We start from the raw sequence: 23791 nt of genomic DNA, 5'->3' as shown, positions 1-23791 counted from the left end.
TTTGACGTTGACGTTGACGTTGCCGTTGATCTGCAGCAGGTGCAGGGCTGCAAGCCCTGCCAAACACACCCCTACCGTGTCTGCCCTTCGCCGCGTACCACGAAACGTTCCACCGTCAGCGCTTCCAGCCCCATCGGCCCATAGGCATGCAGGCGCGTGGTGGAAATGCCGATTTCGCTGCCCAGGCCCAGCTGCCCGCCATCGGAGAAGCGCGAGGACGCGTTGACCATCACCACCGCAGAGCGCAGTGCGTTGACGAAGCGTTCGGCATTGGCCGTGTCTTCCGTGGCGATCACTTCGGTGTGGTCGGAGGTATAGGTGCGGATATGCGCGATGGCCGCCTCGAGGTCATCGACCACGCGTACCGCCAGCACCAGGTCGAGGAACTCGGCTGCATAGTCGTCTTCGGTGGCCACCGTGCTGCCCGGCAGCAGCGGCTGCGCACGCGCATCAGCACGCAGCTGCACGCCCCGTTCGCCCAGCGCCTGCGCGGCACGTGGCAGGAAGGCGTCGACCACGTCCAGGTGCACCAGCAGCGTTTCCAGCGAATTGCAGGCCGCCGGGCGGCTGCACTTGCCATCCACCAGCAGGGCCACCGCCTTGTCCAGGTCGGCGCTGGCATCCACGAACAGATGGCAGACGCCTTTGTAGTGCTTGATGACCGGCACGCGTGCGTGCTCGGCCACGAAACGGATCAGCCCTTCGCCACCGCGCGGGATGGCCAGGTCGATCAGCTCGTGCAGCTGCAGCAGTTCCAGCATCGCCTCGCGGCGCAGGTCGGTCAGCACGGTCACCGCCGCAGGCGGCACGCCGTTGGCCTTCAGTGCGGACGCCAACGCCTGGGCGATGGCGGTGTTGGAGTGAATCGCCTCCGAGCCACCGCGCAGGATCACGCCGTTGCCAGCCTTCAGGCACAGTGCGGCGGCTTCGGCGGTGACGTTCGGGCGTGCTTCGTAGATCATCGCGATCACGCCCAGCGGCACGCGTACCTTCTGCACGCGGATGCCATTGGGGCGCACGTCGTCGCGGGTCACCTGCCCCACCGGGTCCGGCAGCGCGGCCACCTCGCGCACGGCCTCGGCCATCGCGAACAGGCGCGCCGGGTCCAGCGCCAGACGGTCGAGCATGGCGCTGCCGACGCCTTTCTCACGCGCAGCGGCGAGATCACGCGCATTGCCAGCCAGGATCAGCCCGGCGTTCATTTCCAGCGCCTGCGCCATGGCCTGCAGCAGCTTTCCGCGTGCGGCACTGTCCAGGCCAGCGACCACCTGGGCCGCGTCACGGCAGGCACATGCCTGCGCTTCGATCTCACTCATGGGGGTGTCCTGCAGTCCGGTCATGGCAGCACCAGGTCGTCGCGATGGACGACGGTACCGCCGTAGTTGTAGCCGAGCACGGCCTGGATGTCGCGCGAATGGCGGCCGGCGATGCGGCGCACATCATCGGCGGCGTACTGGCTGACCCCACGGGCGACGCAGATGCGTCCGTGCGGGGCGTTCCACCACACCTGCACCATGTCGCCACGGCGGAACTCGCCCTCGGCGCCGCTGATGCCGCCGGGCAGCAGCGAGGCACCCTTTTCACGCATCGCCTGCGCCGCGCCGGCATCGACCAGGATCGCACCGTCGGCCAGCGGTGCATGCCGCAGCCAGTGCTTGCGTGCGGCTTCGCGGCTGCGCGCGGCATGGATGCGCGTGCCGAACAGGCGATCCTGCGCCAGTGCACGCACCACCTCGCCGCTGCGGCCATTGAACAGGTAGGTTTCGATGCCCAGCCGGCCGGCCTTGGCAGCGGCTTCCAGCTTGGTGCGCATGCCACCGGTACCGGCGCGCGATCCGGCACCGCCGGCCATCGCCAGCACCGTGTCATCCAGTTCGGGCACGTCATGCAGCGGGCGGGCGTGGGCCACAGTGCGCGGATCGGCACTGTACAGGCCGTCGATATCGGTGGCGATGAACAACGCATCGGCGTCGATCAGGGCGGCCACGGTGGCGGCCAGGTTGTCGTTGTCGCCGAGCTTGAGTTCGTCCACCGAAACGGTGTCGTTCTCGTTGACCACCGGCAATGCACCCAGGCGCAGCAGCTCGGTGAGCGTCGCGCGCGCGTTGAGGTAACGGCGGCGGTTGCGCAGGTCGTCGTGGGTCAGCAGCACCTGCGCCACCGGGCGCTCGAAAAAGCGTTGCCAGAGACCGATCAGCTGCGCCTGGCCGAGCGCGGCCAAGGCCTGCCGTGCCGCCATCGCGGCCCCCGGTTCATCGGCACGCGGCAGGATGGCACGGCCCGCAGCAACGGCACCGGACGAGACGATGACCACCTCGCGCCCGGCCAGCACGTTGGCCGAGACGAACTGGGCCAAGCCCAGCACATGGCGCGGCGACAGGCCGCCACCATCGGCAGCCAGCAGGCTGCTGCCGACCTTGAGCACGGCACGCCGCCACGGCGGCAGCGCTTGTTCGGTGAACGGCGAGGCGACGTGGGGGGCGTGCAGGGTCATCAGGTGCGCCTCAGCGGGTGTTCCATTCGTGCACGGTGAGGTGCGAGGCCTGCATCGTCACCAGCGGATCGGTAGCGACGATGGCCTGCGCTTCAGCCAGGCTGGCCACGTTGCACAGCACGTAGGCGCCGCCCGTGCCATCGCTGAAGCCACCGGTCAGCTGCAGCTGGCCCTGCGCGCGCAGCGCATCGAGAAAGTCCAGGTGCGGCTGCACGGCGGCGGCGTTGAAGTCGGGCCGGCGCATGGCCAGCACCAGGTACACGGTATTCATTGCAGGTTCTCCAGCGTGGCCGGCTCCCGGTCACCATGGCTGTGGGGTGAGGACACCACCAGGAATCGGACATCGGCAAGCGAGGCGTTGCGCATCTGGTGCGCGGCCCCCGGGGGCACGTGCAGGCCATCGCCCGCGCGCAGCACGTGCGTGGCGCCCTCCAGTTCCAGCACGGCCTCGCCTTCCAGCACACGGAAGAACTGGCGCGATCGCAGGTGCCGGTGCGGCGCTTCGGCGGCCCCCGGCGGCATGCGCTCCTCGATCACGCTCAGGTCCGGCACGTCCAGCAGGTGCCAGCCATCACAGCTGCCACCCCACAGGTAGTGCCGCGCCGAGGCGGTGCTGACCGGCGTCATCACGCCAGCGCCTGCCAGCGCGCGCGCAGTTCGTCCAGGCGCAGGTCGGCGGCCGAACCGGGCGACACGCGCGCGGCCAGGCTGCCTTCCGGCGTGCGGCCCTGCCCTGCACTGTCGGCGCCGGCGGCAGCGGCCTTGTAGGCTTCGCGGAACGGCACGCCGGCCACGGCCGCTTCCACCGCCACATCGGTGGCATACATGCCCGAATCGATGGCCGCGCGCAGCTTGTCGTCACGCCATTCGAGGTTGGCCAGCAGTGCCGGCAGCAGTTCCAGCGCCGCCAGGCCGCGGCCGAAGCCGTGGAAGATGGCACCCTTGGACGACTGCAGGTCGCGGTGGTAACCCGACGGCAGCGACAGCAGCTGCTCGATCTCGGTGCGTGCCGCAGCCACGCTGGCGTGGGTGGCGCGCATCAGCTCGATCACGTCCGGGTTGCGCTTGTTGGGCATGATCGAACTGCCGGTGGTGTACTGCGCCGGCAGTGCGACGAAGCCGAACTCGGCGCTGGTGAACAGCGAAAGATCCCAGGCGATGCGGCGCAGGTCGAGGGTGGCGCCACCCAGCGCTTCCAGTGCGGCCAGCTCGAACTTGCCGCGCGACAGCTGCGCGTAGATCGGCGAGATCTGCATGCGCGCGAAGCCCAGCGCAGCGGTGGTGTGTTCGCGGTCCAGCGGCAGGTTCACGCCATAGCCGGCGGCCGTGCCCAGCGGGTTGGCATCGACCAGCGCGTGGGTGTCACGCGCACGCACGGCGTTGTCGATGAAGGCCTCGGCCCAGCCGGCCCACCACATGCCCGCCGAGGACACCACGGCGCGCTGGATGTGGGTGTAGCCGGGAATCGGCAGGTCCTTTTCGGCCTGCGCGCGGTCCAGGGCGACCTTGGCCACTTCAGCACTGAGCTGGGCCACGCGCTGCAGCTTTTCCTTCAGCCACAGGCGGGTGGCGACCAGGATCTGGTCGTTGCGGCTGCGGCCGGTGTGGATCTTGCGGCCGGCATCGCCCAGGCGCTCGGTCAGGCGCGCTTCGATGGCCGAGTGGCCATCCTCGTACTGCGTATCGAGCACGAAACGGCCTGCGCGGAAGTCCTGCGCCAGCACCTCCAGTTCGCGCAGCAGGCCTTCCAGCTCGTCGGCGCTGAGGATGCCGATGTGCTGCAGGCCCTGCGCGTGCGCGGCGCTGGCGGCGATGTCGTGCAGGAAGAATTCGCGGTCGAGGATCACGTCATCGCCGGCGAGGAAGGTCTGGATCTGGGCGTCTACGGCGACGCCGGGCTTCTGCCAAAGAAGGTCTGCCATGGGGGGCTCCGGGAATGCGGTATCGGGTATCAGTGCGGGATCGACGTCAGTTCGTCGATGCCCAGCGCGAGGTTGAGGTTCTGCATGGCCTGGGTGGCCGCGCCCTTGAGCAGGTTGTCCAGGGTCGCCACCACCACCACCCGCTTGTTGCCCGGGGCCAGGGTGAAGCCACCGACCTGGGCGCCATGGCGGCCGGCAATGCGGCTGACCCACGGCGCTTCGTCGACGATCTCCACCAGCGGCTCACCGGCGTAGGCCTGCTGGAAGCGCTCGACGATCTGCTCGCGGGTCTGCGCGCGGTTCAACCACAGGTTGGCGGTGAGGGTGATGCCACGGAAATGCGGGGCCACGTGCGGCATGAACTCGACCGGCACGCCCAGCTGCGCGGACACTTCGCGTTCGTGCATGTGGTTGGTCAGCGAGTACGGCATCAGGTTGTCGGCCAGCAGCTCGGGGTTGTTCTTGTCCGAGGGCGAGGTGCCCGCACCGGAGTAACCGGACACGCCGAAGCACTGCGGCGGGCCGGCCAGCAGGTCCAGCAGCGGGTGGATGGCCAGCTGCATGGCCGTGGCGTAGCAACCCGGGTTGCTGATGTGCTTCTGGCCCTGGTAGCGGCCACGGGTCAGTTCCGGCAGGCCGTAGTACCACTGGCTGTCGAAGCGGTAGTCGGCCGAGAGATCGACGATGACCGTGTCCGGCTTTGCCGCCTGCAAGGCCGCCACGAACGGGGCGGCCAGACCGTTGGGCAGGGCCAGGATCACGGCGTCCACGCCCTTGGCGGCGACGGCATCGGCATCCAGGTTTTCGTAGTGCAGTTCACCCTTGTATTCCGGGTGATGGTCGGCCAGGCGCTTGCCGGCCAGCTCGCGCGAGGACACAAAGGCCAGCCGCAGGCGCGGATGCGCGGCAACCAGCTTGATCAGCTCGGCACCGGTATGGCCGCGGGCACCGACGATGCCCAGGGTAAAAGTCGAATCGTTCATGCGTGATGGTCCAGGCGGTGCTGCAGGTGGCGCTTCACGCCCTGCCATTCCGCGTCGATGATGGAGAAGATGACGGTGTCGCGCGGCGTACCGTCGGCATGCCGGGTGTAATTGCGCAGCACGCCATCCTGCTTGGCGCCGAGGCGGGCGATGGCGGCGCGCGAGGTGTGGTTGAACCAGCTGGTTTCCAGCACCACGCTGATGCAGCCCAGGGTTTCGAAGGCGTGCTGCAGCAGCAACAGCTTGGCCTCGGTGTTGACCCCGGTGCGCTGCACGCGCTGGGCATACCAGGTGTAGCCGAGGCTGAGCCGGGGCACGTCCGGTTCCAGGGCGTAGAACCGCGTGCTGCCGACGATCCCGCCGGCCGCATCGCGGACCACGAACGGCAGCACCTTGCCTTCGGCCTGCACGTCCAGCGCGGCCTGCACGTAGTGCCCTGCCCCTTCCGGTGACGGCACCTGGGTGTACCAGAGCTGGTCCAGGCCGCTGCCCTGCAGCGCCGCTGCCAGGCCGGGCACATGCTCACCCTGCAGCGGTTCCAGCATCACGTGCTGCCCGCGCAGGGTGGGTACGGTGGTCCAGGCGTCGGGGTGGCGCATGCCTCAGCCCTTCAGGCTCGGCGTACGCGCCGCGCAGTGGTCGACGTAGGTCTTGATGCGGTCGATGCCATCGGCGCCGAACCAGAACACCTTCCACTGGTCCTGCTTGTAGCAGCCATCGGACTCGGCGTAGTAGAAGTGGTTGATCGGGTTGCCGTGGCGCGAGCGCCAGAACAGCTGCGGGGTTTCCTCCAGCATCACGTTCCAGACCGCGCGGCCCAGGCCTTCGCCCTGCGCGTCGTCCAGCACGGCGAACTTGTCCAGATACACGCCTTCGGCTTCGTCGGTGAGGATGACCGCGGTACGGTAGTTCTCGCTGACATAGGCGCGCAACAGCCTGGTCTTCTCGAAATAATCCGGCACCAGGGTGCGGCCGAAGCTGGATTCGATCAGGCCCTTCAGGCGCGGCAGGTCCAGTTCGTCCCAGCCGGTGGCGCGCAGCACTTTTTCGCCCTTGCGCACCAGCGTGCCCGAGCCCTTGTGGGTGAACAGTTCCTTGGCCAGGTCGGCCGGGCGGGTGATCGACACCGACGATTCCAGCGGCAGGCGGTCCAGCAGATCCTTGATCTGCTCGATCTTCACCTTCATGCCGCCGTGAATCCACGGCTGCGCGATCAGGTGGTCGTATTCGGTGGACAGGTTGATCGAATCGATCACGTTGCCCGACTCGTCCAGCAGGCCGCCGGTGCCGGTGAGGAAGATGATCTTGTACGGCTGCAGTTCCTGCACCAGTTCATTGGCGGCGAAATCAGCGTTGACGTTGAGGATCTGGCCGCCCGCGGTTTCGCCTAGGCTGGTGATGACCGGGATCGAACCAGCACGCAGGCTGGCCTCGATCGGGGCCAGATTCACCTTCTTCACTTCGCCAACCAGGCCGTAGGTGTCCAGGTCCAGGTACTCGGCCTCGAACACGCCGCCGGTGATGGAGGTCGCGCGCGCACCATTCTGCTGCAGCGCCTCGACCAGGCGCAGGTTGGACTGCTGGAACACCCGGCGCACGATCGCCAGCGCTTCCGGCGAGGTCACCCGTAGGCCGTTGACGGTCTGCTTCTCGATGCCGGCCGCCGACAGTTCGGCATCCAGCTGCGGGCCGGCGCCATGCAGCACGATGGGAGTAAGGCCCACTTCCTGCAGGAACGACAGCGAGGAGGTCAGCGCTTCGAGATCGTCGCGCAGCACCGCGCCGCCAACCTTGACCACGGCGAAGCGCTTGGCGTCCAGCTGCGAGAAGCGCTTGAGGTACTGGCTGATCTCCTTCGCGCTGGCCATGCTGGAAAGCAGGCGCACGATGGTCTGGCGGGTCTGGCGGTGGGGCTGGAGGGCAGGAGACATTTCGGTTTCGTCAAAAAGGGAAGAATCAGGCGCCGGCGGCGATGATGCGGTGCACGGCGTCGGTGTAACGCTGCAGCTGGTCCAGCGTCACGAACTCATCGGCGGTATGGGCCTGGGCGATATCGCCGGGGCCGAACACCAGCGTGGTGTAACCGGCGGCGGAGAACAGCGAGGCCTCGGTCCAGAAGTCCACCGCGTTGCCGATCGGCAGGTCCAGCGCGTCGGCCACGTCGCGCGCCAGCAGGCGTCGGTTCTCGGCTTCGGCGATGTCACCGGCCGGCAGGCTGGGGCCACGGAAGGTTTCGGTGAACACTGCGGCCTCCGGCTCGGCGAAACCGGCAAACGTCGCCAGCAGCGCGTCGATGTCCATCGACGGCAGCGGGCGGAAGCCGAAGCGCACTTCGGCTGCCGGGGCGATCATGTTGGCCTTGATACCGCCTTCGACACGACCGATGTTGAAGCGCAGGCCGGTGAGGCCACCAAAGCGCGTCGAAGCCAGCGATTCCACATGGTCCAGCGCGCGGTTGCCCCAGCGCATGGCCTGGTGCAGCGCGCTGGCGGCCGCATCCTGCTTGCCCGAGGCATGGCCGGCACGGCCGGCGAACTGCATCAGCACCGAGCTGATGCCACGGTGGGCCAGCACGGCTTCGCTCATGGTCGGCTCGGCCACCAGCACCGCCTCATACGGCAGGCCACGGGCCAGGAACGCAGCGATGCAGCGCGGGTCGTTGGCTTCCTCGTCGCTGGAGAACAGGAACGCGGCGTCGCCATCACTGGCGTTGGCCGCGGCCACCAGCGCAGCGGCCGCGCCCTTGATGTCACACACGCCAAGGCCGACCACGCGGTCGTCCAGGCGGCGCATCACGTGCGGATCGGCACTCCAGTGCGGCGAATCCGGCACGGTATCCAGATGCACGTTGAACAGGTACTTCGGCGTACCGCGCACGGCGTACAGGCTGACCGCACCGGCACCGTGGTCGATCACCTCGACGTTGAAGCCGGGCAGGTTCGCACGCAGGTAATCGAAGATGCCACCGGTGGTGATCGCACGCGGCGGGTTGCGGGTGTCGAAGGACACCAGGGCCTGCAGGTGGTCGAGCGTCTGTTCAAGCATGAATCAACAATCCTGGTAGTGCCGGCCGCTGGCCGGCAGCAATGTCAGTGGTGAGTGCCGGCCAGCGGCCGGCACTACCGTCACGGGTCAACCGCGGTTGACCTGCGCGTACAGCGTGGAACTCATGCCGAACAGCTTGATGAAGCCCTCGGCCTCTTCCACGCCCCAGTCGGCCGACTGCGCGTAGGTGGCACCCTTGGTGTTGAGCAGGTGCGGCGACTTCACGGCCACCGCGTCGACGCGGCCGCCACGGGTTTCCAGCACCACCTCACCGTTGACCTTGGCCTGCGAGGACTTCAGGAAGGCCTCGATGTCGGTCTTCAGCGGGTCGTGGTAGAAGCCTTCGTACACCAGCTCCACCCACTTGCGTGCCACGTCCGGCTTGAAGCGGTTCTGCTGCTTGGTCAGCACGGCATCTTCCAGCGCGCGATGCGCGGCCAGCAGCGATACCAGGCCCGGGGCCTCGAACACGATGCGGCCCTTCAGGCCGATCACGGTGTCACCGGTGTAGACGCCACGGCCGACGCCGTACGGGGCGAACAGCTTGTTGAGCTGGGCCAGGATCTGGTCGCCCGGCAGTGCCTTGCCATTGAGTTCAACGGCTTCGCCTTCGACGAACTTCAGGGTGACGGTCAGCGCCTGTTCCGGCCACTCGCTGCGCGGCGAGCACCAGCCGCGAGCGCCTTCGCCCGGGGCTTCCCACCGGTCGATCTCGCCACCGGACATCGTCACGCCCAGCAGGTTTTCGTTGATGGTGTAGGCCTGCTGCTTGGCGCGCACGCCGAAGCCGCGCTCTTCCAGGTACTTCTGCTCGTAGGCGCGGGTCTGGGTATGTTCCTTCTGGATCTCGCGGATCGGCGCGATGATCTGGTAGTCACCCAGGGCCTTCACGGCCAGGTCGAAGCGGACCTGGTCGTTGCCCATGCCGGTGCAGCCGTGGGCAATGATGTTGGTGCCCAGTTCGGCGGCACGCTTCAGCGCGGCATCGACGATGAGGTAGCGGTCGGAGACCAGCAGCGGGTACTGGCCCTGATAGCCTTCGCCGGCCCACACGAACGGCTTGACGAAGCCTTCCCAGATGGCCGGGCCGCCATTGACGGTGACATGGCTGGTCACGCCCAGTTCGGCGGCGCGCTTTTCGATGAAATCGCGCTCTTCGTCATCCACGCCGCCGGTATCGGCGAACACGGTGTGCACGTTGTAGCCGCGCTCCTGCAGGTAAGGTACGCAGAAGCTGGTATCCAGGCCGCCGGAGAAGGCGAGAACGACGTCTTTGTTGCTCATGGGGATCAGGTCCAATCAGGTGGGGTAGCGCCGGGCCATGCCCGACTTCGTCTATGTAGAGTCGAGCCATGCTCGACTGATTCTTCTTAGCGCCCGGCAACAGCGGCCATGATCGCCTTCTGCACGTGCAGTCGGTTCTCGGCTTCGTTGATGGCGATGCACTGCGGCGAATCCATCACCGCGTCGGTGGCCTTGACGTTGCGGCGCAGCGGCAGGCAGTGGCTGAACACACCGTTGTTGGTCAGCGCCATCTTGCGTTCGTCGACGATGAAGTGCTTGAACTGGTCGCGGATCGGCTTTTCCGGCTCCCAGTTGCCGAAGAACGGCAGCGCGCCCCAGCTCTTGGCGTAGACCACGTCGGCGCCGGCGTAGGCGCTGTCGATGTCATGGCTGATCTTCAGCGAACCGCCGCTCTCGGCGACGTTCTGCTCGGCCCAGCCCATGTAGCGCTCGTCGAGGATGTAGTCGGCGGTCGGGCACAGCAGGGTCACGTCCATGCCCATGCGGGTGGCGATGGTCAGCGCCGAGTTGGCCACGGCGGTGTTCAGCGGCTTGGGGTGGTAGGTCCAGGTCAGCACGTACTTCTTGCCGCGCAGATCCTGGGTGCCGAAGTGTTCCTGCAGGGCCATCACGTGGGCCAGTTCCTGGCACGGGTGGGTGATGGTCTCCATGTTGATGACCGGCACCGGCGAGTACCTGGCGAAGCTGTTGAGGACGATGTCCTGGCGGTCGTAGGCCCAGTCCTGGAACTTGGGGAACGCACGCACGGCAATGATGTCGCAGTAACGGCCCAGCACCTTGGCCACTTCCGCGATGTGCTCTTCCGTGTCGCCGTCCATCACCGTGCCGAGGTTGAACTCGATCGGCCACGCATCCTTGCCCGGCTGCAGCACCACCGCGTGGGCGCCGAGCTGGAACGCGCCCAGTTCGAAGCTGGTGCGGGTGCGCATGGACGGGTTGAAGAACACCAGCGCGATCGACTTACCCTTGAGCTGGTCGCCGAGCTTGTTGCGCTTGAACAGCGCGGCCTGGGTCAGCAGCGCGTCAAGATCGCTGCGGCTCCAGTCCTGGGTGTTCAGGAAGTGCTTGGGGGACATCATCTTTCCTTGCGTGGCGGCGCCGGTGGTTCGACGCGGTGAAAGGGAGAACAGGGAAACAGGGTGGAGCGAAAGTTTCAGATGAAGCTTTCGGAACGCGGAAACGAAAAAACCCAGCCGGGAGGCTGGGTTTTCATCGGACGAACAGCAGAAAGCTCCGGTTACCCAGCGAGGATGTGGGGTTCCGGTCGACGGGCACGCGACGTCATGCCAGTGGCCTGGCGGGCGGCGCTGCTGTCGTGCTGGAAGTCGGTGAGCTTCATGGTCGATTATCTTTGCATGGGGGCGGGGTGCGCGCAAGACCCCGCGCCGCCTTCACATCAGGGTGTGCTGGCCGCTGCCTGCTCCGCGCCCACCCAGGGGGTGATCGAGACGCGGATCTTCAGCCGGTTGCCGGGGTCTTCAGGCAGCCGCGAGCGGTATTTGGTGCCCTTGTAGACATAGTCCACGTCGTAGGCGATGGGCCGGCGGAATTCGCGCCCGACCGGCACGATCTTGCAGTCGCGGGTCAGCATGGGGCCGTTGTTGGCCGGGGCCGGGGCCGGATTCTCGGCGGCTGCGTCCTGGGCGGCCTCCTCATCGCTGCGCTTGAACATCGAGCGGACCGAGTCCCAGAAGCGGCCGATCCGGCCCTTGTCCTCCACCGGCTCTTCGCCGGTCACGTTGACCGGGGCCAGGGTGCGGGTGGACACCGGCTCGCAGTGCTCCTCGGTGCGGGTGGCGCGCAGGGTCTGGAACACCGGCTCGACATTCAGCACCTGGGCGTAGTCGAACTTCACGTTCTCCACGATCACCACCCGGTTGCGCGGCTCGGCCTCCTGGGCCTGGGCCACGACCGGCGCCGCCGACAGGCAGGCCAGGGTCAGCAACACGGTGGATTTCATTGGCGATGGAAGGAAGGGCACAGCGATAGTGTAGGCAGTGACGACCGCAAGGGGCTGAACATTACCCGTCCGCGCAGCTCCTGCCCACCCCACCCCGGCGCCCCGCCCCACCCGGCAGCGGTGGGCGGGCGCCCCATTGGGGCCCGACACGTTCTAAAATCACAGGCTTGTCCCCCAGCCACAGCCCCATGACCCTGCGCCTGCACAACAACCTGACTCGCCAGCTCGAACCGTTCACTCCGCTCGACCCGGCCTGTCCGACCCTGTATGTGTGCGGCCCGACGGTCTACAACTACGTGCACATCGGCAACGCCCGTGGCCCGGTGGTGTTCGGGGTGCTGGCCGACCTGCTGCGGCGCCGTTTCGGTGGCCTGCGCTACGCGCGCAACATCACCGACGTGGACGACAAGATCAACAACGCCGCGCGTGAGCAGGGTGTGCCGATCAGCACCATCACCGACAGGTTCGCTGCCGCCTACCGTGAAGACATGGCCGCGCTGGGCGTGGTGCCGCCGGACATCGAACCGGAAGTAACCGCGCACATGCCGCAGATCATCACCATGATCGAGCAGCTGATCGACAACGGCCATGCCTACGCCGCCGAGGGCCACGTGCTGTTCGCAGTGGCCAGCTTCGATGGCTACGGCAAGCTCTCGCGCCGCGACCCGGAAGAAATGCTGGCCGGCGCCCGCGTGGAAGTGGCCCCGTACAAGCGCGACGCCGGCGATTTCGTGCTGTGGAAGCCGTCCAGCGACGACCTGCCCGGCTGGGAATCGCCGTGGGGCCGCGGCCGTCCGGGCTGGCACATCGAGTGCTCGGCGATGGCCGCCGCCCACCTGGGCGAGACCATCGACATCCACGCCGGTGGCGTGGACCTGCAGTTCCCGCACCACGAGAACGAGATAGCGCAGAGCGAATGCGCCCACGGCGGCAAGGTCTTCGCCCGCTTCTGGCTGCACAACGGCATGCTCAACTTCGGCGGCGCCAAGATGAGCAAGTCGCTGGGCAACATCGAGCGCGTGCACGACCTGGTGCGCCAGCACCCGCCCGAAGCCCTGCGCCTGGCCCTGCTGTCGGCCCACTACCGGCAGCCGCTGGACTGGTCCGACGCGCTGATCGAACAATCCGCGCGCACCCTGGACCGCCTGTACGGCACCCTGCGCGACCTGGTGGATGTGGATGCGGCCGCTGCCATTCCAGCGTCGGTGGAAGCGACCCTGGACGACGATCTGAACACCCCGCAGGCGCTGGCCGAAGTGGCTCGCATCGCCGGTGAGGCGCGCCGCGCCACCGACCCGGCCGAGCGCGCGCGCCTGAAGGGCGAACTGCTCGGCGCCGGGCTGGCACTGGGCCTGCTGCAGGCCGATCCGGCGCAGTGGTTCGGCACCGCCGCCAGCGAAGGCGACGACGATGCACGTATCCAAGGCCTGATCGACGAGCGTGCCGCCGCCAAGCAGGCCCGCGATTTCGCCCGCTCCGACGCCATCCGTGACCAGCTGGCCGCCGAAGGCATCGTGCTGGAAGACACCCCGCAGGGCGTGCGCTGGGTGCGCAAGCGCGCCTGACCCGCCCTGCCCCGTGGCCGCTGCGCCCGGCCACGCCCCACTGTAGAGACCGTTGTGACCGACTCCCCGTTCCCGCTTGAACCCACCGCCGCCGAGGCCCAGGCCGCCATCGCCGAGGAATTCGCTTTCTTCGGTGACTGGTCCGAGCGTTACCAGTACCTGATCGACCTGGGCCGCAAGCTGCCCACGTTCCCGGACGAGTGGAAGACCGAAGAACACCGCCTGCTGGGCTGCCAGTCGATGGTGTGGATCGTGCCCGAGGGCAACACGCAGTCGCTGCGCTTCCACGCCATCAGTGATTCGGCCATTGTCTCCGGCCTGATCTTCCTGGCCCTGCGCGTGTATTCCGGGCGCTCGGCGCAGGAGATCCTGGACACCGAGCCGAGCTACATCCAGGACATCGGCCTGGCCCGCCATCTGTCGCCCACCCGCAGCAACGGCGTGGCGGCGATGCTGGCCTTCATCCGCGAGACCGCGCAGGCCCAGCTGCAGCGCGAGCAGCCGTGACCGCCGCCGCCGGAGACGAAGGCGCGCTGGCCCTGCTGGGCCGGCCGGGCTTTGCCAAGCTGCTGGCGTACCGCATCTTCGCGATGCTGTCCTACCAGGTGGTGGCCGTCACCGTCGGCTGGCACATCTACGAAGTCACCCGCAATCCGTTCTCGCTGGGCCTGGTCGGCCTGGCCGAGGTGCTGCCGTTCTTCTGCGTGGCCCCGTTTGCCGGCTACCTGGTGGACCACCTGCCGCGGCGTCGGCTGGGCATGGTCGCCTGCGCCGGCCTGGTCGCCACTGCGGTCGTGCTGACCGGCGTGGCCACCGGCTGGCTGCCGTTCCAGGGCGTGTGGCCGATCTATGCGGCCATCGCACTGACCGGCATGGTGCGCGCGTTCCTGTCGCCCATCTACAACGCCCTGTTCGCCCGCGTGCTGGAACGCAGCCAGTTCGCCCGTGGTGCCGGCCTGGGCAGCGTGGTGTTCCAGTCGGGCATGGTGGTTGGCCCGGCACTGGGCGGCATCCTGGTCGGCTGGGGCGGCAAGGGCCTGTCCTATGGCGTGGCCACCGCCTTCGCGCTGGTGGCGATGGGCTGCCTGGCCACGCTGAAGGTGAGCGAGCCGGTGCACGACGGCCCGGCCGCACCGATCTTCAAGAGCATCGCCGAGGGTGCCCGCTTCGTGGTCGGCAACCGCATCATGGTCGGCGCGATGGCGCTGGACATGTTCTCGGTACTGCTGGGCGGCGTGGTTGCGATGCTGCCGGCCTTCCTGCAGGAAATCCTGCACCACGGCCCGGAGGGCCTGGGCATCCTGCGCGCGGCACCGGCGCTGGGCTCGATTGCGGTCGGCCTGTGGCTGGCCCGCCACCCGCTGCAGAAGAACGCCGGCCGCGTGCTGCTGTTCGCCGTGGCCGGTTTCGGCCTGTGCGTGGTCAGCTTCGGGCTGTCCCAGCACTTCTGGCTGTCGGCGCTGATCCTGCTGTTCTACGGGGCCTTCGACGGCGTTTCGGTGGTGGTGCGTTCGACCATCCTGCAGCTGGCCACGCCGGAGGAAATGCGTGGGCGCGTGTCGTCGATCAACGGCATCTTCATCAGCTCGTCCAACGAACTGGGGGCGTTCTACGCCGGCACGATGGCCAAGCTGCTCGGCCTGGTGCCGGCCGTGGTGCTGGGCGGGTGCGCCGTGCTGGGCGTAGCCGGCATCACCGCGTGGAAGAACCCCACGCTGCGGAAATTGAATCTGCGCGACCTGCAATGATCGCGCGGGCGATGCCGGGACCGTCGCGGTGCGGCGCCCGGTAGATCCACGCCATGCGTGGATGGATGTTCCGGGGCCCGCAAACCACCCAACAAAAAAAACCCGGCCGAGGCCGGGTTTTTCGCATGAGCAGACAACGCTCTGGAATCAGTCGCCCTGCTGCTTCTGCAGGTGCTCCCAACGCTCCTGGGCGTCAATGGTGCGCTCGGCAGTCAGGCGCGCCTCGAGACGCTCCAGGCCGATTTCCTCACCCGTGTCCACGCAGTAACCGTAGTCGCCGGCTTCCAGGCGCTTCAGGGTGCTGTCGATCTTGCCGATCAGCTTGCGGTAGCGGTCACGGGTACGCAGTTCCAGCGAGTTCTCGGTCTCGCGGGTTGCACGCTCGGCTTCGTCGCCGATGTCACGCACTTCCTCGCGCAGGTTCTCGATGGTCTGCTTGGATTCCTCCACCAGGTCGGCGCGCCAGTTCTGCAGGCGCTGGCGGAAGTACTCCTGCTGCAGCGGGCTCATGTACTCCTCTTCCGAGCCGGGCTTGTAGCCGGCCGGCAGGATCGGGCGGCCGGTGGCCTCGTCGGTCTTGTATTCGACGACCTTGTACTTGCTGCGCGGGGCCGGCGCCGCCGAACGGGCGGTCACAGCCACGGCGACCTTGCCCACTGGGCGCGAGACGGTCTTCGGAGCGGGGTCTGTTTTCACAGCAGATTTCACGGCGGTCTTGGCAGGCGATTTCGAAACGGGCACGGGATTCTTGGATTGCGGGGCGGTCGATGCTGCAGGGGTGGCGGCCGGGGCCGGCTTGGGGGCCGGTTGGGCTGCTGCCACTGCCGCGGTCTTGGCCGGGACAGACTTGGCCGGAGCTGCCTTGGCGGCGGGCTTCGGTGCGGTTTTCACTACCGGGGCCGGGGCCGGCTTGGCAGCCGGCTTGGCGACATTCTTGGTGGCTTTCTTTACAGCGGCAGGCGTGGCAACGGGTTTAGCCGGTGCCGCTTTCTTCGCAGCCGGCTTGGCGACCGGCTTGGCCGCAGCCTTTTTGGCCACCGGCTTCGGCGCGGGCTTGGCCGCAGCCTTCTTCGATGCCGGCTTGGCAGCAGCCTTCTTGACCGGTGCCGCCTTGCTGGCCGCCTTCTTCACCACCGGCGCCTTCCTGCTGGCTGCCGCTGGCTTGGCCTTGGCCGGCGCAGCGGCCTTCTTCGCCGCTGGCTTGCTGGCCTTGGCCGGGGTTTTCGTTGCGGTGGCCTTCCTGGCCGCCGGTTGTGTCGATGCTGCCTTGGTCGCCGCCTTGGCGGCCGGCTTCTTGGCAACGGGCTTGGCCGCCAACTTCTTCACAACAGGCTTGGCGGTTTTCTTGGCGGCCTCGACGGCCTTCTTTGCAGTTTTTTTAGCAGCCACGAAACGCTCTTCCTTGGATTCCCCGGGGCCCGGGAAAGCGGGCCTTTATAGCCTACCCGACCGGCAGCAGCAACCTTGGGGGCCTGCTCCATTCAGTCCTGGAGCCTGCGGCCCAAAGCGACGGTCCGACGAACATGGACCGCCTTGCGCGGTACGGAACCTGGCCGGCACCCCACGGTGCCGGTACCGGTCGCAGGCCATGGGCGACATGCGACCAACAGCCCATCCTGCACAAATGCGGCCTTCATGCCAACTGGCATAAGATGACTGGGTGATCTCGCGCCTGCTCATTGCCCTGCTGCGCTTCTACAAGCGCTTCATCAGCCCCCTGCTGGGGCCTCGCTGCCGTTTCGTGCCGAGCTGTTCTGAATACGCGATGGAGGCCATCTCGACGCATGGCCCGCTGCGTGGCAGCTGGCTGGCCGCGCGCCGCCTCGGCCGCTGCCACCCGTTCCATCCCGGCGGCTTCGATCCGGTGCCCGAATCCCCCAACGCCCCCTCTTGCCGTTGCACAGGAAAACACTGACATGTCCTCCACCCTCATCACCAACGCCCGCATGGTCAACGAAGGCCGCACCTTCGACGGCGACCTGCGCATCGAGAACGGCCGCATCGCGCAGATCGGCAGCGGGCTGGCCCCGCGCGACGGCGAAGAGGTGGTGGACGCTGCCGGACGCTGGCTGCTGCCCGGCATGATCGATGACCAGGTGCACTTCCGCGAACCGGGCCTGACCCACAAGGGTGACATCGCCAGCGAATCGGCGGCTGCGGTGGCCGGCGGCCTGACCAGCTTCATGGACATGCCCAACACCAACCCGCCGACCCTGGATTCGACCATCCTGGAAGCCAAGTACGAACTGGCCAAGGGCCGCGCCTGGGCCAACTACGGTTTCTACCACGGCGCCAGCAATGACAACCTGGAGGCGATCCGGGTTCTGGACCCGAAGAAGGCGCCGGGCGTAAAGGTGTTCATGGGAGCCTCCACCGGCAACATGCTGGTGGACAACCCGGAGACGCTGGACGCGATCTTCCGCGAATGCCCCACCCCGATCATCACGCACTGCGAAGACACGCCGATGATCGATGCCAACCTCAAGGCCTTCCAGGAAAAGTACGGCGACGCGCTGACCCCGGACATGCACCCGGACATCCGTTCGCGCGAGGCCTGCATCAAGTCCACCCGTCTGGCGATGTCGCTGGCGCGCAAGCACGGCACCCGCCTGCACGTGCTGCACATTTCCACCGCCGACGAGCTGGCGCTGTTCGAGAAGGGCCCGCTGATCCGCGCCGATGGCAGCCGCAAGCAGATCACCGCTGAAACCTGCGTGCACTTCCTGCACTTCGCGCGCCCGGATTACGCGACCAAGGGCAACCTGATCAAGTGCAACCCGGCCATCAAGGAAGTCGCCGACCGCGAGGCGATCACCGCTGCGCTGGCCGATGACGTTCTGGACGTGCTGGCCACCGACCACGCCCCGCACACCTGGGAAGAGAAGCAGAAGCCCTACGCGCAGGCGCCGTCCGGCCTGCCGCTGGTGCAGTACGCGCTGGTGGCCGCGCTGGAGCGCGTGCACGAAGGCAAGCTGACCCGCGAACAGGTGGTGCAGAAGTTCGCCCACGCCCCGGCGCAGCTGTTCGACGTGGAAGAACGCGGCTTCCTGCGCGAAGGCTACTTCGCCGACCTGGTGCTGGTGGAAGACGTGCCGTTCACCGTCAAGCGCGAGGACGTGCTGTCCAAGTGCGGCTGGTCGCCGTTCGAAGGCACCACCTTCCGTTCGCGCGTGGCTTCCACCTGGGTGAACGGCCAGCGGGTGTGGGACGGCAGCAACCTGGTGGGCGAACCCGCCGGCCAGCGCATGACCTACGACCGCTGATGCGTCCGGCACTGATGATCGGGGCGCTGCTGCTGGCCGCGCCCCTGTTCACCGCACCGGCGGCGCAGGCGCAGGATGGCATCGGCAGCCTGATCGACAGCCGCGTGGTGTTCCCGGCCAGTGCCTCGCAGGGCGCGCTGGTGATCGGCAAGGTACCCGCCGGCAGCCGCGTGCAGTACGCTGGCCGCCAGCTGCGGGTGAGCAGCTACGGCAGCGTGGTGTTCGGCATCGGCCGCGACGAGAAGGGTCCGCTGCAGGTGCAGGTGCAGCGCCCCGATGGCGGCAGCGAAACGGCCACCATCAGCGTGACTCCGCGCGATTGGCCGACCGAGCGCGTCAACGGCGTGCCGCCGAAGACGGTCAACCCGCCACCAGCCATCGCCGAGCGGATCAAGCGCGAACAGGCGCAGGTGACCGCCGCGCGTGCCCGCGATGATGACCGCACTGACTTCACCCAGACCTTCATCTGGCCGGTGCAGGGCCGCATCAGCGGCCGCTTCGGCAATGCGCGCGTGTACAACGGCCAGCCCGGTGCCGGCCATTCGGGCATGGACATCGCCGTGCCCACCGGCACGCCGGTGAAAGCGCCCGCCGCCGGCGTGGTGACCTTCGTCGGCCCAGACCTGTACCTGACCGGCGGCACGCTGCTGCTCGACCACGGTTACGGCGTCAGCTCGAACTTCCTGCACCTGTCACGCATCGACGTGAAGGTGGGCGACCGGGTCACCCAGGGCCAGGTGATCGCCGCCGTCGGCGCGACTGGCCGCGCCACCGGCCCGCACCTGCACTGGGGCATGAACTGGTTCGACACCCGCATCGACCCGCTGCTGGTGCTGGAACGGAAATAGCGCGCGCGAATCGGGCATTCATCCACGCATGGCGTGGATCTACCTCAATGCGCTTTGGTAGGTGCCGACCTTGGTCGGCACGATCCCCCAGAGCGTGCGGACCAAGGTCCGCACCTACCAGAAGCGATCAGGCACGATCCCGCAGCACGCGCGAATCGGGCATTCATCCACGCATGGCGTGGATCTACCTCAATGCGATTTGGTAGGTGCCGACCTTGGTCGGCACGATCCCCAGAGCGTGCGGACCAAGGTCCGCACCTACCAACAGCGACGAGCCACGTGCCACGTGCCGACCAAGGTCCGCACCCACCAGAAGCGATCAACCGCGTGCGGCCCACCACACGCGCAGCAGGGTGCGCACCGGGGTCGCTTCAATCGGCTTGCCTGCGGCCTGCGCGGCCACGCGGGCGCGGGCCAGGCTGGACCAGACGCGGCGCGCGCGCGGGCCCGGCACGCGGGTCGCCCAGCCCTTCAGCAGGTGCTGTGCCCACCGCTGCGTGGCGTTGCTGGCGTCCTCGTCCAGCAGGCTGCGCGGCACACCGGCCACGCCAGCATCCTGCAGGCGCTGGGCCAGGGTCTGCAGCTGCACCGCACGGCCAGCGCCCTTGCGCGGCGTGTCGTTGAACAGCACAACTTCCACCGCGGCAACCGCATCAGCGTAGTTGGCCAGCGCACGCTCGGCGCTGGCCGCATCCAAGGCCACCGTGCGCGCCTCGACCAGGTCCGGCAGGGTTTCGGCCAGCTGCGCCCACGGCGCACGCACCGGTTCCAGCAGGCGGCCCAGCGGATGGCGTGAGCGCTGGCCGGCCCAGCTGCGCAGCTCCTCGCCCCACCACGCCAGCTTGGCGTCGGCCGGCAGCGGGTCACCGCTGGTGTTGAGCATGTCGTCGAATTCCTGCAGCAGCGCGAACCACGCCACCGCGCGCTCGCGTTGCGGTTCGGCCACGAACGGGGCGGCCACCGACCATTCCGGCCAACGGCTGCGCCACTTGTCGAGGAAACTGTCCAGCGCGGTACTGCTCACTACGTCATTCCTTACGGCTGGGCCGGGGCTGCCGGCCGGGTCGGCCAGAGACTGGCCAGTTGCAGAAGTTCGGCGTTTTCCACCAGCACGTCGGCCTGCCAGGCCAGCGGATCGTCGCTGTGCAGGCGGTAGCCCCACAGCGCCGCCACCGACGGCATGGCGGCCGCGCGGGCGGCGATGATGTCGCGCTCGTCGTCGCCCACATACACGCAGTCTTCGGCGGCAACGCCAATGGCCTGCGCGGCATGCAGCAACGGCAGCGGATGCGGCTTGCGCTCGGCCAGGCTGTCGCCACCCACCAGCACCGCGCAGCGCTGCTGCCAGCCCTGCTGCGGCAGGATCAGGCGCGCCAGGTATTCCGGCTTGTTGGTGACGATGCCCCACACGGTGCCTGCGGCATCCAGCGCGGCGAGCATGCCGGCCACGCCGTCGAACAGCACCGCGTGCTGGCCGATCAGCGCTTCATAACGCTGCAGGAACTCGGGAATCAGCGCATCGCGGTCGGCCGCATCCAGATCCGGGAAGGCGGCGCTCAGCATCGCGCGCGAACCCTTGGACACCACCGGGCGCAGCAGCGCCGGATCGATCGGCGCACGGCCGCGCTCGGCCAGCATCGCATCGCAGGTCGCTACGAAATCCGGCGCGCTGTCCAGCAGGGTCCCGTCCAGGTCGAACAGCACCGCCCGCGGGAAGCTCGCCATGGTCATGCCGGCTTGACCGCGTAGGCCAGGTAGTTGATGTCGGTGCGGCTGCTCAGGCGGGCATGGTTGCGCCACGGCTCGTAGGCCATGCCGCTCACGTCCACCAGCTGCACGTCGGCCTCGCGCAGCCAGCGTGCCAGCTCGGCCGGCTTGATGAATTCCTGGTAGTGGTGTGTGCCCTTGGGCAGCAACCGGGCCACGTACTCGGCGCCGACGATCGCCACCGCGAACGCCGCGGCGGTGCGGTTGATGGTCGACAGGAACAGGCGGCCGCCGGGCTTCAGCAGGCGCTTGCAGGCCTCGATGATCGCGCCCGGGTCGGGCACGTGCTCGAGCATTTCCATGCAGGTGACCACGTCGAAGCTGCCCGGCTGTTCGGCGGCCAGGTCCTCGGCGGCCTGCACCCGGTAGTCGACCTTGGCGCCGCTTTCCAGCGCATGCAGGCGCGCGACCTTGACCAGCTCAGGGGCAAGATCAATCGCGGTAACGTCGGCACCGGCCTGGGCCAGCGCTTCGCTCAGCAGGCCGCCACCGCAGCCGATGTCGAGCACGCGCGCACCGCGCAGCGTCACGCGGTCGGCCACGTACTGCAGGCGCACCGGGTTCAGGGCATGCAGCGGCTTCTGCGGGCCGTCGGCGTCCCACCAGCGGTTGGCCAGCGCGGCGAACTTGTCCAGCTCGGCCTGATCGAAATTGGAGGAAGCGTGGGGGGCAGTCATGGGGGAGTCCTTGCAGCGCCGTGGTTCAGGCGCGGATATGACGGATGCGCTCGCGCCACTGGCGCGCGTTGGCGATGATGCCCGGCAGGTCCATGCCGACCAGCTCGCGCTGTACCAGCTTCGGCTTGCCGGCGATCCAGACGTCGCTGACCTGCTGGCGGCCGGTGGCATACACCAGCTGCGAGAGCACGTTGTGCAGCGGCTGGGTTTCCAGCGCCGACAGATCAACACAGACCAGGTCGGCCTGCTTGCCGACCTCGATCGAGCCGATGCGCTCGCCGAAGCCCAGCGCGCGGGCGCCGCCCAGGGTCGAGGCACGCAGCGTGGTGGCCGCGTCCAGCGCGGTCGCATCGTCGGCCACGGCCTTGGCCAGGATCGCCGCGGTGCGGTTCTCGCTGAACATGTCCAGGTCGTTGTTGCTGGCGCAGCCATCGGTACCGATGGCCAGGTTGACGCCGGCGCGCTGCAGGGCGCAGGCCGGGCAGAAACCGGAGGCCAGCTTCAGGTTCGATTCCGGGCAGTGCACCACGCTGACGCCACGCTCGGCGCACAGGTGGATTTCCGCATCGGTCAGCTGGGTCATGTGCACCGCGATCAGGCGGTCGTTGACCAGGCCGAGCCGATCCAGCCGCGCCAGCGGGCGCTGGCCATGCAGCTTGATCGAATCGGTGATTTCCTGAGCGGTTTCGTGAGTGTGCAGATGCACCTGCATGTCGAGCTGGTCGGACAGCATCCGCACCCGCTCGAAATTGGCATCGTTGACCGTGTACGGCGCATGCGGCGCGAACGCGGTGCCGATCAGCGGGTCAGTACGCCACTGGTCGTGCAGTTCACCTGCCTTGGCGAAGTACTCGTCGTCGGTCTTTGCCCAGGCGGTAGGGAAATCGATGATGACCGCGCCGACCAGCGCGCGGAAACCGTGCTTCTTGTAGACCGCGGCCTGCACGTCGCCGAAGAAGTAATTCTCGTTGGCGCAGGTGGTGCCGCCGCGCAGCATCTCGGCGATGGCCAGCGTGGTGCCGTCGGCCACGAATTCCGGGCCGATCACCGCCGCTTCCACCGGCCAGATGTGCTGCTGCAGCCAGGTCATCAGCGGCAGGTCATCGGCGACGCCGCGCAGCAGGGTCATCGGGTTGTGGGTATGCGCGTTGACCAGGCCGGGCATCAGCGCCGCGTCGGGGCGGCTGACCACCTGGGTGGCACGGAAACGCGCGCGGGCCTCGGCTCGCGGCAGGATGGCGACGATTTCGCTGCCACGCACGGCGACGGCATGGTCTTCCAGCACCACTGCATGTGGCTCGATCGGAACGACATAACCGGCTTCGATGAGCAGGTCGCAGGCTTCGGGGAGGTGCGGGCTATCGCTCATGCGGGCTCACTTGGCTGTGGGGATGAAACCACGATTGGCTTCGATGGATCGTGGCCATGCAGAGCCGAGCCATGCTCGGCTGCGGCTCCTTCCGGCGTCAGCGGGGCCGGATGCAAAGCCGAGCATGGCTCGGCTCTACAGGTAATCCGGCTGCGCCGGATTACTTCACGCGCGAGGAGTACTCACCCGAACGGGTATCAACCTTGATGATTTCATCCTGGTTGACGAACAGCGGCACGCGGACCACGGCGCCGGTTTCCAGGGTGGCCGGCTTGCCGCCGCCGCCCGAGGTGTCGCCACGGACGCCCGGATCGGTTTCGGTGATCTTCAGTTCGACGAAGTTCGGCGGCTGCACGAAGATCGGCGCGCCGTTGAACAAGGTGACGATGCAGGCCTCTTCGCCCTTCAGCCACTTCTCGGCGCCGCCCATGCCGGCCTTGTCAGCCTGGACCTGCTCGAAGGATTCCGGGTCCATGAAGTGCCAGTACTCGCCATCGCTGTACATGTAGTTCATGTCGGTGTCGACGACGTCGGCCACTTCCAGGTCGTCGGTCGCCTTCATGGTCAGTTCGACCACGCGGCCCGAACGGATGAAGCGATACTTCACGCGGGTGAAGGCCTGGCCCTTGCCCGGCTTGACGTACTCGGTGTCGGTGATGACGGCCGGTTCGTTGTTGACCAGGATCTTCATCCCGTTCTTGACGTCATTCATGCCCACAGTGGCCATGCTCAAGCTCCTCAAATGGCAAAACCGCCGCGGGTGCGGCGAGCCGGATAGAATGGAAAGCCCACCGGAAGCCGGTGGGCGACAGTTTTTCTGCCCCCATGATAACCGCAGGCCCCCT

24 protein-coding genes are annotated in these 23791 nt (G+C 67.7%); 6 read left to right on the top strand and 18 right to left on the bottom strand.

Annotated features, from left to right (window positions below):
* Nucleotides 1–71 precede the first annotated feature (71 nt).
* From VER16_RS01930 to VER16_RS01875, 12 genes are all read right to left on the bottom strand, one after another.
* Nucleotides 72–1340, bottom strand: coding sequence for a glutamate-5-semialdehyde dehydrogenase (locus VER16_RS01930; RefSeq protein WP_324805180.1), 1269 nt, complete (start codon nucleotides 1338–1340; stop codon nucleotides 72–74).
* A complete protein-coding gene (proB, locus tag VER16_RS01925) occupies nucleotides 1337–2494 on the bottom strand; it encodes a glutamate 5-kinase (protein ID WP_324805179.1) in 1158 nt (385 codons plus the stop codon). The genes VER16_RS01930 and proB overlap by 4 nt, the downstream gene beginning before the upstream one ends.
* A 10-nt stretch (nucleotides 2495–2504) precedes the next feature.
* A complete protein-coding gene (locus tag VER16_RS01920) occupies nucleotides 2505–2765 on the bottom strand; it encodes a YciI family protein (RefSeq protein WP_324805178.1) in 261 nt (86 codons plus the stop codon).
* Nucleotides 2762–3121, bottom strand: a complete 360-nt coding sequence (locus tag VER16_RS01915) for a cupin domain-containing protein (protein ID WP_324805177.1) — start codon at nucleotides 3119–3121, stop codon at nucleotides 2762–2764. Before VER16_RS01915 ends, VER16_RS01920 begins: the two co-directional genes overlap by 4 nt.
* The gene (gene argH / locus VER16_RS01910; protein ID WP_324805176.1) at nucleotides 3121–4416 is read right to left on the bottom strand and encodes an argininosuccinate lyase; all 1296 of its coding nucleotides are present in this window, start codon (nucleotides 4414–4416) and stop codon (nucleotides 3121–3123) included. The genes VER16_RS01915 and argH overlap by 1 nt, the downstream gene beginning before the upstream one ends.
* A 29-nt stretch (nucleotides 4417–4445) precedes the next feature.
* Nucleotides 4446–5399 carry an N-acetyl-gamma-glutamyl-phosphate reductase gene (gene argC / locus VER16_RS01905; RefSeq protein ID WP_324805175.1) on the bottom strand — a complete coding sequence of 318 codons (954 nt, stop codon included), beginning with the start codon at nucleotides 5397–5399 and terminating at the stop codon, nucleotides 4446–4448.
* Nucleotides 5396–5998 carry a GNAT family protein gene (locus tag VER16_RS01900; protein WP_324805174.1) on the bottom strand — a complete coding sequence of 201 codons (603 nt, stop codon included), beginning with the start codon at nucleotides 5996–5998 and terminating at the stop codon, nucleotides 5396–5398. The genes argC and VER16_RS01900 overlap by 4 nt, the downstream gene beginning before the upstream one ends.
* 3 nt (nucleotides 5999–6001) lie before the next feature.
* Nucleotides 6002–7330: an acetylglutamate kinase gene (locus tag VER16_RS01895; RefSeq protein WP_324805173.1), complete on the bottom strand. Its 1329-nt coding sequence runs from the start codon at nucleotides 7328–7330 to the stop codon at nucleotides 6002–6004.
* Nucleotides 7331–7355: 25 nt separating this feature from the next.
* Nucleotides 7356–8444, bottom strand: a complete 1089-nt coding sequence (locus VER16_RS01890; RefSeq protein WP_324805172.1) for an acetylornithine deacetylase — start codon at nucleotides 8442–8444, stop codon at nucleotides 7356–7358.
* A gap of 87 nt (nucleotides 8445–8531) precedes the next feature.
* Nucleotides 8532–9728, bottom strand: coding sequence for an argininosuccinate synthase (locus VER16_RS01885; protein WP_014037860.1), 1197 nt, complete (start codon nucleotides 9726–9728; stop codon nucleotides 8532–8534).
* An 86-nt stretch (nucleotides 9729–9814) separates the two neighbouring features.
* Nucleotides 9815–10825 carry an N-acetylornithine carbamoyltransferase gene (locus VER16_RS01880; protein ID WP_053505939.1) on the bottom strand — a complete coding sequence of 337 codons (1011 nt, stop codon included), beginning with the start codon at nucleotides 10823–10825 and terminating at the stop codon, nucleotides 9815–9817.
* Nucleotides 10826–11145: 320 nt separating this feature from the next.
* Nucleotides 11146–11709: a hypothetical protein gene (locus tag VER16_RS01875; RefSeq protein ID WP_324805170.1), complete on the bottom strand. Its 564-nt coding sequence runs from the start codon at nucleotides 11707–11709 to the stop codon at nucleotides 11146–11148.
* A gap of 188 nt (nucleotides 11710–11897) precedes the next feature.
* On the opposite strand from VER16_RS01875, the gene cysS reads away from it, so the two are divergent.
* The 3 genes from cysS to VER16_RS01860 are packed head-to-tail and all read left to right on the top strand — an operon-like array spanning nucleotide 11898 to nucleotide 15022.
* A complete protein-coding gene (gene cysS, locus VER16_RS01870) occupies nucleotides 11898–13274 on the top strand; it encodes a cysteine--tRNA ligase (RefSeq protein WP_324805169.1) in 1377 nt (458 codons plus the stop codon).
* Nucleotides 13275–13328: 54 nt separating this feature from the next.
* Nucleotides 13329–13781, top strand: coding sequence for a SufE family protein (locus VER16_RS01865; RefSeq protein WP_324805168.1), 453 nt, complete (start codon nucleotides 13329–13331; stop codon nucleotides 13779–13781).
* Nucleotides 13778–15022 (top strand): MFS transporter, encoded by a 1245-nt coding sequence (locus VER16_RS01860; protein WP_324805167.1) that lies wholly within the window; start codon nucleotides 13778–13780, stop codon nucleotides 15020–15022. Before VER16_RS01865 ends, VER16_RS01860 begins: the two co-directional genes overlap by 4 nt.
* A gap of 147 nt (nucleotides 15023–15169) precedes the next feature.
* Here the strand turns inward: VER16_RS01860 and dksA are convergent, their stop codons facing one another.
* Entirely contained in the window at nucleotides 15170–16411 is a 1242-nt protein-coding gene (dksA, locus tag VER16_RS01855) for an RNA polymerase-binding protein DksA (protein ID WP_324805166.1), read from the bottom strand.
* A 271-nt stretch (nucleotides 16412–16682) separates the two neighbouring features.
* On the opposite strand from dksA, the gene yidD reads away from it, so the two are divergent.
* The 3 genes from yidD to VER16_RS01840 are packed head-to-tail and all read left to right on the top strand — an operon-like array spanning nucleotide 16683 to nucleotide 19133.
* A complete protein-coding gene (gene yidD / locus VER16_RS01850) occupies nucleotides 16683–16937 on the top strand; it encodes a membrane protein insertion efficiency factor YidD (RefSeq protein ID WP_324805165.1) in 255 nt (84 codons plus the stop codon).
* 1 nt (nucleotide 16938) lies between these two features.
* The gene (locus VER16_RS01845) at nucleotides 16939–18285 is read left to right on the top strand and encodes a dihydroorotase (RefSeq protein WP_324805164.1); all 1347 of its coding nucleotides are present in this window, start codon (nucleotides 16939–16941) and stop codon (nucleotides 18283–18285) included.
* Nucleotides 18285–19133 (top strand): M23 family metallopeptidase, encoded by an 849-nt coding sequence (locus tag VER16_RS01840; protein WP_324805163.1) that lies wholly within the window; start codon nucleotides 18285–18287, stop codon nucleotides 19131–19133. Before VER16_RS01845 ends, VER16_RS01840 begins: the two co-directional genes overlap by 1 nt.
* 319 nt (nucleotides 19134–19452) lie before the next feature.
* On the opposite strand, the gene VER16_RS01835 is transcribed toward VER16_RS01840, so the two are convergent.
* The 5 genes from VER16_RS01835 to efp all read right to left on the bottom strand — a co-directional run bounded on the left by VER16_RS01835 (nucleotide 19453) and on the right by efp (nucleotide 23673).
* Nucleotides 19453–20157 (bottom strand): squalene/phytoene synthase family protein, encoded by a 705-nt coding sequence (locus tag VER16_RS01835; RefSeq protein WP_324805162.1) that lies wholly within the window; start codon nucleotides 20155–20157, stop codon nucleotides 19453–19455.
* Between the two features lie 11 nt (nucleotides 20158–20168).
* Nucleotides 20169–20864 carry a phosphoglycolate phosphatase gene (locus VER16_RS01830; RefSeq protein WP_324805161.1) on the bottom strand — a complete coding sequence of 232 codons (696 nt, stop codon included), beginning with the start codon at nucleotides 20862–20864 and terminating at the stop codon, nucleotides 20169–20171.
* Nucleotides 20861–21577 (bottom strand): bifunctional 2-polyprenyl-6-hydroxyphenol methylase/3-demethylubiquinol 3-O-methyltransferase UbiG, encoded by a 717-nt coding sequence (ubiG, locus tag VER16_RS01825; protein ID WP_324805160.1) that lies wholly within the window; start codon nucleotides 21575–21577, stop codon nucleotides 20861–20863. The genes VER16_RS01830 and ubiG overlap by 4 nt, the downstream gene beginning before the upstream one ends.
* A gap of 25 nt (nucleotides 21578–21602) precedes the next feature.
* Nucleotides 21603–22946, bottom strand: a complete 1344-nt coding sequence (locus VER16_RS01820; RefSeq protein WP_324805159.1) for a TRZ/ATZ family hydrolase — start codon at nucleotides 22944–22946, stop codon at nucleotides 21603–21605.
* A 160-nt stretch (nucleotides 22947–23106) separates the two neighbouring features.
* Complete coding sequence (gene efp, locus VER16_RS01815; protein WP_108765696.1) at nucleotides 23107–23673, bottom strand: elongation factor P; 567 nt, start codon at nucleotides 23671–23673, stop codon at nucleotides 23107–23109.
* Nucleotides 23674–23791 lie beyond the last annotated feature (118 nt).

Origin of the sequence: Stenotrophomonas sp., from assembly GCF_035634915.1 — a bacterium.
Lineage (GTDB): Bacteria > Pseudomonadota > Gammaproteobacteria > Xanthomonadales > Xanthomonadaceae > Stenotrophomonas.
The sequence above is the reverse complement of the archived record's forward strand: the minus strand, read 5'-3'. Positions and strand labels throughout refer to the sequence as shown.